Here is a 9339-nt window from a genome sequence, read left to right as displayed (position 1 = left end):
AGGGGCGGTGCGGCTGCGCGGACCGCCTGGGACAGGGAGGTGTCCAGACTCAGCGCGCTGGCCCGCAGGTCCTCGGGGGTGGCCGCGGACAGCTGAGCACAGGTAGACCACCGTGGCGTCGTCGGTCAGCGCCATGAAGGCGTGGCCGAGACCCTCCGAGAGGAACACGGCGTGCCGGTTCTCCTCGTCGAGCCGGACCGCCTCCCAGCGGCCGAACGTGGGGGACCCGACCCGGATGTCCACGATGACGTCCAGCACGGCCCCGCGTACGCACTTGACGTACTTGGACTGGCTCGGCGGCACGTCGGCGAAGTGGACGCCGCGCAGGACGCCCCGCCGGGAGACCGAGCAGTTGGCCTGCACGAGGTCGAGGTCGTAGCCGAGGGCCTCGCGGAAGTCCTCCGCCTTGAACCACTCGTGGAAGCTGCCCCGGTCGTCGGGGAAGACCTTCGGCTCCTGGACCCAGGCGCCTTCGATGCTCAACGGTCGCACGGTTCTTACTTGCCTTCCTGTCGTGCGGGCGTCCTGCCCCTGCCGAGTGCCCTGACCAGCGCGCGGCGCACCGGCAGCGGAAGCTTGCGGGCCAGCTTACGGACGGCGCCGGGGCCGGACTTCGGGGTGGCGGCGGCCGCCGCGGACTTCTTCGCGGCCGGCTTGACGACCTTCAGGCCCGCGGGGGAGGTGCGGACGACCAGCGGCAGCGTGAAGAAGCGCGGCTCGGCCACGTCCGCGAGCAGGGCCAGCGCGAGCCGCCAGCCGCCCTCCTGCAGGGACCGGACCGGCAGCGGGGCGTCCAGCACCGCTCCGCCGCCCTCCGCGGGCGACAGCGTGGCGGGCACCTCCAGCACCTCGGCTGCGGGCTTGGGGCCGGTCAGCCGCACCGACGCCTTGACGTCACCGTCGACGTGGAACGGCAGCACCGCGCGCAGCCGGTCCCCGGCCACGGTGAAGTCCTCGGGCTTGAACTCGCCGAAGCCGAGCCGCTTGCTCGCCATGTCGACGTCGAGGGCGAAGTTGTTCTTGACCGTCCAGTACGGCAGCACACGCCGGCCACCGACCACGCCCGGGACCGGCACCGCGGGGAGCGGATGCCTGGACACCGGGAACAGCCGGTGCTCCCGGGTCCAGCCGCCGATCGTCAGGCGGACGAACGCGTCCCACAGGCCCGCCGTCAGCGGGGTGCCGCTGGCGGCGGTGGCCGGGTTCACCGTGGCCGTGGCGCGGACGACCAGGCGCACCCGGTCGGCCTCCCCCTCGACGGGCACGGTCTCACGGGTCAGCTCGACCGGCTGGAAGAACTGCGCGTGGGTCTCGCGCTCGCGCACCACCAGGTCGACGTTGGCCTTGTTGAACCGGGCCGCCGTGCCGCGCTCCAGCCGGTCGATCGCCTCCGCGGCCGTCGCCGCCGGGCCCTCGGACGCGGCAGTGGTGTCGGCCGGGTACGTCTTCGGGGCACCGTCCGCGGTGTACTCGGCGGTGAAGTCGAGCTTCAGGGCGCCGCCGTCCCAGACGACCCGCTCCAGGGCCGTGGAGGGGGTGACGGCCGCCTCCCACTCGGCGACGGCGAGCACGTCCTCGTAGCGGCCGGCGGCGGCCAGCTCGGCGACCACCCGCTGGGCCGGGGCGAGCAGGGCGAACACGGACGGGCCCATCCGCTCGGCGATCACCTTGTGGATCTCGTCGAAGAGCTCCCTGCGGTAGTCGTCCGGCAGGTTGAGGAACCGCTTGCCGCGCAGCCGCTCGGTCATCTCGTTGTTCAGCCAGCGGTGGAACATCCGGTCGCGCTTGGCGCCGGGCTCGGTGTAGCGCTCGACGACGTCGAGAGCCTCCCGGAGGTTGCCGAAGTAGCCGACCGGGTCGAAGCGCTGGAAACCGGCGTTGGAGGCGTCCTCGCGCTTGATGTGGTAGTAGCAGACGTAGTCGCTGAGCACCGAGATGTTCGACGCGCGCAGGTACGCCTCGGCGACGAAGACGTGGTCCTCCAGGCGCCGACGGCCCTCGGGGAAGCGCAGCCCGATGCGGTCCAGGAAGGACCGGCGCAGCATCTTGTGCGGGGTCAGGCTGCTCATCAGCGGGGCGTTCTCGACGGTGGCCCGCGGGTGGTTGCGGCGGAACAGCTCCACCGGCACCGGGCGGCCCTTGCCGGCCATCTTGCCGATGACGAGGTCGGCCTCGTTGGCGACGCCGTAGTCGTACATCCGCTCCAGGGCCTCGTCGCCGAGGAAGTCGTCGTTGTCGACGAACATCACGAACTCGCCCTTGGAGGCGGCGATGCCGACGTTCCTGGGCTTGCCGGACCAGCCGGAGGGCTCCTGGTGGATGACCTGGATGTGCGGGTGCTCGGCCGCGAGCGCGTCCAGCCGGGCCGGGGTCTCGTCGCTGGAGCCGTCGTCCACGAAGATGACCTCGTACTCGTCGCGCGGCAGCGACTGCCGCAGCACCGAGGCGATGCAGTCCTCGATATAGGGTCCCGGGTTGTAGACAGGGACGACAACACTCACCTTGACCGGCATCCGGCTTCCTAGCCCCCTGGATAAAGCCGTCCGTTTGCCTGGACGGCACGTACATGTGGGCGAATGCTAACCCGGTCCCGACCTCGGGCGTGTCGCACCCCTTGGTCAAGACCGGGTCGGGAAGTGTCAGCCGTGCGTCAAATGTCCTGGTCAGCCGTGGGTCTTGGCCAGCAGTTCCAGTACCTCGGCCGTGCTGCCCGACTCACCGAGCCGGGGGAAAATCCGCTCCACACTGTTGCGGTGCGCCTCGCCGTCGCCGTCGGCCATGGCGTCCGTGGCGAGTGTGACGTGGTACCCGTGGGCGTAGCCGTCGCGGGCGGTGGACTCCACGCCGATGCTGGTGGCGATGCCGGCCAGCACGATCTGGGTGACGCCCCGGCGGCGCAGCTGCACGTCGAGGTCCGTGCCGTGGAAGGCGCTCCAGTTGTGCTTGGTGACCCGGATGTCACCGGCGTGGCCGGACAGCTCGTCGACCACGACGTCCCAGCCCTCGGGGAAGGCGAGCCCGCGCGCCTGGCGCTCGGTGCGGCCGGGCACGGCGTCGGCGAAGTCGGCCGCGAAGGAGACCCGGACCAGGGCCACGGGCAGGTCCCTGGCACGGAAGGCGGCGGCGAGCTCGGCGGCGCGGGCCACCACGTCGGCACCGGAGTGCGGCTGGGTGGGCATGGCCACGATGCCCTGCTGGAGGTCGATGACGACGAGGGCGGTGCGCGGGTCGAGGGTGCTCAGAGACATGGGATGGATCAGGCCTTTCGCCGGGCTTGAGGGGGTTGTGGGGCTTGAGGATCTTGAGAGGGTTCTGGGGTTTCCGGGATTGGGGTTTCTGTGGTTTTGGGGGTTTCGAGGGTCGGCCGGGCCAGTGAGCGGTCCGGCAGGGTGATCGCCAGCAGCAGTGCGGAGCCGACGAGCATGAACAGGGCCAGGCCGTGCAGCCCGCCCGTGTCGGCGCGGTGCGGGTAGAACGCCGCGGTGGCGGCGGAGGCTCCGAGCGCGCCGAGGTACATGAACGTGCGCAGCAGCCCGGCGGCGGAGCCGATCCGCTCCGGGTCGGCCTGCCGGTACAGCGCGGTCTGGGCGGCGAGCCCGAGCAGCCCCTGCGGGACGCCGAGCAGCGCGCCGACCGCGAGCAGCAGCCAGAGCGGGCTGCCGGCGCCGACCAGCAGCAGGGCCGCGCAACCCGCGATCTGCAGCACGGAGCCGGCCACCAGCTTGCCGCGGACGGCCTCCCGGCGGCCGGTGACCGTGGCGGTGACGAGCGCGGCGGCCGACAGCGGCAGCAGCGCGAGCCCGACCGTGGAGGCGCCGAGCCCGCGACCCTGCGCCAGCCACTGCGTGTAGCCGTACAGGAAGGCGTACGAGGTGGTGTACGCGAGGAGCTGGCGTACGTAGGTGACGACGAGCGGAACGTTGCCGCCGAGGACCCGCAGGTCGACGAAGGGGTCGGGCACCCGCAGCTCCCGAACCGCGAAGGCCGCGGCCGCGACGACGGCCAGCGCGGGCAGGTACCAGCGGTCGGGCCGCGGGCCCATCAGGAACAGCATCAGCGAGACCAGCAGGACGGCGAACAGGGCCATGCCGGCCAGGTCCATGCGCTGGGACCGGGCGGCGGCCGCGGTCCTCGGCAGCCACTTCGCGCCGAGAACCAGACAGGCCGCGGAGAGCGGCACGTTGACGGCGAACACCAGGTGCCAGCCCCCGGCGCCGATCAGCAGCCCGCCCAGCGTCGGACCGATCACGGCCACCGTCTGGCCGGACACGGCGAGCGCGGTCTGCACCCCGGCCGGGCTGTCCTGGCCGGTGCGCTCGGCCTCGCTCCGGGTCAGCCGCATCGCCGCCGGATACGCGGCCGACGTGCCGAACCCGAGCAGCACCCGGGCCGCTATCAGCACGCCCAGCGAGGGCGCCAGCGTGCCCGCCAGTCCGGCCAGGCCCACCAGCCCGGTCCCGACGAGGTAGAGCCTGCGCGGTCCGTACATGTCCACGAGCCGTCCGATCACCGGCTGGCCCACCGCGGTCGCCAGGTACAGCGCGGTGACCAGCCACACCGTCTCGGCGGGCGGCGCCCCGAAGGCTATGCCGATCGGCACCAGGGCCACGGCGATCATCGAGGAGTTGATCGGGTTCAGGACGGAGCCCAGGACCATCGGCGCGATCAGTCGCCGGTCGAAGCCGGCGGGCGCCGGACGGGTGTCCGCGCGGGTGCGCGAGGTGAGCCTGGACATCACGGGCGCGACAGCCGTTCGAGCAGTTCGATGGCGGTGAGCAGGGTACGGCGCTCGTCCTCGGTGTACCGGTCCTGGAAGGCGCGGGCCAGCCACTCCTCGCGCGCCTGCCGGTTGCCCTCGACGCGGGCCTGGCCGACCTCGGTGAGGGTCACCAGCTGGCGGCGGCCGTCGGTCGGGTCGGGGCTGCGCCGGATCAGGCCGTGCTGGTCCAGCGCGGCCAGGGTGGCGGCCATCGACTGCGGGCGCACCCCCTCGGCGGAGGCCAGCGCGCTGGCCGTGGCCGCGCCGTGCTTCGACACCAGGGTCAGCGCCGACTCCTGTGACGGGGTGAGGTCCGCGTCCTGGGCGACCTCCCGGATGCGGCGGCGCAGCCTGCTGAAGACCACCCGCAGGTCGCGGGCCGCCCGGGTCGCGGAATCGGAGATCTCTGCCATGCGGCCACCCTAGAACCGTAAGCTGAAACTGTCCAGTCCGAACTGTTCAGTTCAGGCTGAATAGTTTCCGGGTTGGCTAGGCTGACGGTGTGCGCCTGCTCATGACCTCCGACACCCACCTCCCGAAGCGGGCCAAGCGGCTCCCGGACCGGCTCCTCGCCGAACTCCCGTGCGCGGACGTCGTGATCCACGCCGGCGACTGGGTCGACGAGGCCACCCTCGACCTGCTGGAGACCGGCAGCCGCCGCCTCATCGGCGTGTACGGCAACAACGACGGCCCCGGCCTGCGCGTCCGGCTCCCCGAGGTGGCGTACGCCGACCTCGGCGGCCTGCGCTTCGGGGTGGTCCACGAGACCGGTGCCGCCCAGGGGCGCGAGGCCCGATGCGCCGCCCGCTTCCCCGACCTGGACGTCCTCGTCTTCGGGCACAGCCACATCCCCTGGGACACCACCGCCCCGAGCGGGCTGCGGCTGCTCAACCCCGGCTCGCCCACCGACCGCCGCCGCCAGCCCCACTGCACCTACCTGACCGCGACCGTCGCCGACGGCACCCTCACCGAGGTCACCCTGCACCGGCTGCCGCCGCGCTGACCGGCTGCCGGTGCAGGGGAGGCCGGTGAACGCGTGGCGCGGTTCCGGCTCCCCTCCTCCCGCCGCTCACCCGGCGGCGGCCGCGTGGATGGCGCCGCCGGTCGTCGTCAGGGGTGCGCCGCTGCCGCCCCAGCGCAGCGCGACGATCTCGGCGGCCACGGACACGGCGACCTCCTCGGGCGTACGGGCGCCGAGGTCGAGGCCCAACGGGGAGCGCAGCCTGGACAGCTGGGCCTCGCTGAGACCTGCCTCGGTCAGCCGGGCGAGGCGCTCCTCGTGGGTCCTGCGGCTGCCCATCGCCCCGATGTAGGCGGCCGGCCGGCGCAACGCCTCCTCCAGCAGCGGCACGTCGAACTTCGGGTCGTGGGTGAGGACACAGACCACCGTGCGGTCGTCGGTCCCCGTGCCGCCCAGATAGCGGTGCGGCCAGTCGACGACCACCTCGACGGCGGCCGGGAACCGCTTGGGCGTGGCGAAGACCGGACGGGCGTCGCACACGGTGACCCGGTAGCCGAGGAAGTCCCCGATGCGGGCCACCGCGGCCGCGTAGTCGATCGCGCCGAAGACCAGCATGCGCGGCGGCGGCGCGAACGACTGCTGGAACACCGTGACCGCGTCCTCCCGGCGCTCGCCGTGCGGACCGTAGTGCCTCAGCACCGAGACGCCGAGGGCGAGTTCGCCGCGGGCGTCGGCACCGACCGCGAGGTCGAGACCGCCCGCGCCCAGCGTGCCCGCCGCCCGGTCCGGCCAGACGGCCAGGCTCGCGCCGCGCGGCGCGGGGCCGTCCACCACCGTGGCGACGGTCACCGGCTCACCCGCGGCGACCGATGCGGCGACCGCGCCGAACCACGGGTCGGAGCCCGGGGTCACCGGCCGTACCAGCAGGGTGATCTCGCCGCCGCAGGTCAGCCCCACCGCGAACGCGTCCTCGTCGCGGTAGCCGAAGGTCCGCAGCCGGGGCTCGCCGCTCGCCACCACCTCCCGCGCCAGTTCGAACACGGCGCCCTCCACACAGCCCCCGGAGACGCTGCCCACCACCTCGTCGTCCGGGCCCACCGCCATGGCCGCACCGGGCCCGCGCGGCGCACTGCGGCTGACCGAGACCACCGTGGCAAGACCGAACGGGCGCCCGTCCGCGTGCCAGTCGGCCAGCGCCGGCAGGATCTCACGCACCATCCGCTCCTCTCCCGGCCCGCGCCCCGGCCGTACCGGGCACCGGACCGGGTTCCCCGCCACGCCGCGGCGACTCCCGCACGGTGCGCCAGGGAGTGACATCCCGGCGCTCGTGGCAGCCGGGCGGAGCCGGCGGGCGCGTGCGGCGGCGCTCCCGCCGGCGGGTTAATCCGTTGCGGTCGGGGGCCGTCCCTGCTGCACTGCTCCCGACCCGACGTCACCCGGAGAGGACCACCCGATGCGCGCTGCGTGCATGTCCACCCAGGAAGGAATCCCACCCATGCCGAAGGACATCACGCTCAGTGCATCTGCTCAATCTCGGAATCCTCGCGCACGTCGACGCGGGTAAGACCAGCCTGACCGAACGGCTGCTGCACACGGCCGGGGTCATCGACGAACTCGGCAGTGTCGACGCCGGCAGCACCCGCACCGACACCCTCGCGCTGGAACGGCGACGAGGGATCACCATCAAGTCGGCGGTCGTGTCGTTCCCGCTGGACGGGGTGACCGTCAACCTCATCGACACCCCCGGGCATCCGGACTTCATCGCCGAGGTGGAGCGGGTCCTCGGCGTCCTCGACGGGGCGGTCCTGGTGGTCTCGGCGGTGGAGGGCGTCCAGGCGCAGACCCGCGTCCTGATGCGGACCCTGCGCAGGCTGGGCATCCCCACGCTGGTCTTCGTGAACAAGATCGACCGGCGGGGCGCCCGGGACGAGGCCGTGCTCGCCCAGCTGACCCGCAGGCTCGCCGTCCCGTTCGTCCCCATGGGCCGGCCCGTCGGACTCGGCACCCGCGAGGCCCGGTTCGTGCCCGGCCTCGGCCCCACCGCGCCGGAGGTGCTCGCTGACCACGACGACGCGCTGCTCGCCGCGTACCTGGACGGTGGTGTCCCCGACGCCCAGGTGTGGACGGCCCTCGCCGGCCAGACCCGGCGGTGCCTGGTCCATCCGGTGTACTTCGGTTCCGCCGTCACGGGCGCCGGGGTGCCCGACCTGGTCGCCGGCGTCGAGGGGCTGCTTCCGGCGGCCGGCGGCGATCCGGCGGGCCCGGTCTCCGGCACGGTGTTCAAGGTGGAGCGGGGTCCGGCGGGGGAGCAGATCGCCTACGCCCGGATCTTCTCCGGCACGCTCCGGGTACGCGAGCGGATCCCGTTCGGCGCCGACGCCGGGGAAGGCCGCGGCGACGCCGCCGACCTGGGCCACCAGGCAGCCGGGGGCCGGGCGGAGGGGCGGGTCACCGGGCTGTCCGTCTTCGACCGGGGTGCCGAGCGCCGGCAGGACAGTGCCGGTGCCGGGCGGATCGTCAAGGTGTGGGGGCTCGGCGGCGTCCGGATCGGGGACGCGCTCGGCCGGCCGGCCCGCGCGTACGCGCACCACTTCGCACCCCCGACCCTGGAGACCGTCGTCGTCCCGGGCCCCGGCACCGACCGCCGCTCCCTGCACATCGCCCTCACCCAGCTCGCCGAGCAGGACCCGCTGATCGACGTCCGGCACGACGAGGTGCGGCGGGAGACCTCCGTCTCCCTGTACGGCGAGGTCCAGAAGGAGGTCGTCCAGGCGACCCTCGCCGACGAGTACGGCCTCGACGTCACCTTCCGGGAGACCACCACCGTCTACGTCGAGCGGATCGCCGGGACGGGAGCCGCCGTCGAGTTCAACAAGAAGGACGGCAACCCCTTCCTCGCCACGGTGGGCCTGCGGGTGGAACCGGCCCCGGTCGGCGCGGGCGTCTGCTTCCGCCTGGAGGTGGAGCTCGGCTCGATGCCGTACGCCTTCTTCAAGGCCGTCGAGGACACCGTGCGCGAGACCCTCGCCCAGGGGTTGCACGGCTGGCGGATCCCGGACGCCACCGTCACCATGACCCATTCCGGTTACTCGCCCCGGCAGAGCCATGCCCACCAGGGCTTCGACAAGAGCATGTCGAGCACCGGCCAGGACTTCCGCGGGCTGACCCCGCTCGTGCTGACCGAGGCGCTGCGACGGGCCGGCACCCGGGTGCACGAGCCGATGCACCGCTTCCGCCTGGAGGCTCCCGCGGACACGCTCGGCGGGCTGCTCCCGGTGCTCACCCGGCTCGGTGCGCTGCCCCGGCGCACCGGCACCGAGGCCGCGCTCTGCGTGCTGGAGGGGGAGGTCCCCGCGGCCCGGGTGCACCGGCTGGAGCAGTTGCTGCCGGGCCTGACCCGGGGCGAGGGGGAACTGGAGAGCGTCTTCGACCACTACGCACCCGTGGCGCACGGGACGGTCCCCGAGCGGGCGCGTACCGATCACAATCCGCTCGACCGCAAGGAGTATCTGTTGAAGGTGACCGGCCGTGTGAGCGGCTGAGGGCCAAGTGCCTTACAGGGATTCAACTTACTCATGAGTCAGAAGTATTGACGGTGTCCGGAAATACCCGGACTGTA

General features: G+C 73.1%; 8 protein-coding genes. 2 read left to right on the top strand and 6 right to left on the bottom strand.

Annotated elements, in window-relative coordinates:
• From AB0958_RS36815 to AB0958_RS36795, 5 genes are all read right to left on the bottom strand, one after another.
• On the bottom strand, window positions 1–492 hold a 492-nt coding region (locus AB0958_RS36815; protein ID WP_366894828.1), incomplete at its 3' end, for a dTDP-4-dehydrorhamnose 3,5-epimerase family protein.
• Window positions 493–497: 5 nt separating this feature from the next.
• Window positions 498–2513 (bottom strand): glycosyltransferase family A protein, encoded by a 2016-nt coding sequence (locus AB0958_RS36810; protein ID WP_366894827.1) that lies wholly within the window; start codon window positions 2511–2513, stop codon window positions 498–500.
• 150 nt (window positions 2514–2663) lie between these two features.
• A complete protein-coding gene (locus AB0958_RS36805; RefSeq protein WP_366894826.1) occupies window positions 2664–3248 on the bottom strand; it encodes a hydrolase in 585 nt (194 codons plus the stop codon).
• Window positions 3249–3256: 8 nt separating this feature from the next.
• A complete protein-coding gene (locus tag AB0958_RS36800; RefSeq protein ID WP_366894825.1) occupies window positions 3257–4735 on the bottom strand; it encodes an MFS transporter in 1479 nt (492 codons plus the stop codon).
• Window positions 4735–5172 (bottom strand): MarR family transcriptional regulator, encoded by a 438-nt coding sequence (locus AB0958_RS36795; protein WP_366894823.1) that lies wholly within the window; start codon window positions 5170–5172, stop codon window positions 4735–4737. Before AB0958_RS36795 ends, AB0958_RS36800 begins: the two co-directional genes overlap by 1 nt.
• Before the next feature lie 89 nt (window positions 5173–5261).
• Here AB0958_RS36795 and AB0958_RS36790 point away from each other — a divergent pair, with 89 nt between their 5' ends.
• On the top strand, window positions 5262–5762 hold the full coding sequence (locus AB0958_RS36790; RefSeq protein ID WP_366894822.1) for a metallophosphoesterase: 501 nt from the start codon (window positions 5262–5264) through the stop codon (window positions 5760–5762).
• A 66-nt stretch (window positions 5763–5828) separates the two neighbouring features.
• On the opposite strand, the gene AB0958_RS36785 is transcribed toward AB0958_RS36790, so the two are convergent.
• Window positions 5829–6935, bottom strand: coding sequence for an XdhC family protein (locus tag AB0958_RS36785; protein WP_366894829.1), 1107 nt, complete (start codon window positions 6933–6935; stop codon window positions 5829–5831).
• Between the two features lie 302 nt (window positions 6936–7237).
• Here AB0958_RS36785 and AB0958_RS36780 point away from each other — a divergent pair, with 302 nt between their 5' ends.
• A complete protein-coding gene (locus AB0958_RS36780) occupies window positions 7238–9262 on the top strand; it encodes a translation factor GTPase family protein (protein WP_366894821.1) in 2025 nt (674 codons plus the stop codon).
• Window positions 9263–9339: the final 77 nt, after the last annotated feature.

It is taken from the genome of Streptomyces sp. NPDC006655, from assembly GCF_040703965.1.
Lineage (GTDB): Bacteria > Actinomycetota > Actinomycetes > Streptomycetales > Streptomycetaceae > Streptomyces.
The sequence above is the reverse complement of the archived record's forward strand: the minus strand, read 5'-3'. Positions and strand labels throughout refer to the sequence as shown.

Bases quoted from the DNA above. Each gene is read 5' to 3' on its own strand.
- AB0958_RS36810 (WP_366894827.1), bottom strand. From the start codon at position 2,513: ATGCCGGTCAAGGTGAGTGTTGTCGTCCCTGTCTACAACCCGGGACCC.
- AB0958_RS36805 (WP_366894826.1), bottom strand. From the start codon at position 3,248: ATGTCTCTGAGCACCCTCGACCCGCGCACCGCCCTCGTCGTCATCGAC.
- AB0958_RS36800 (WP_366894825.1), bottom strand. From the start codon at position 4,735: ATGTCCAGGCTCACCTCGCGCACCCGCGCGGACACCCGTCCGGCGCCC.
- AB0958_RS36795 (WP_366894823.1), bottom strand. From the start codon at position 5,172: ATGGCAGAGATCTCCGATTCCGCGACCCGGGCGGCCCGCGACCTGCGG.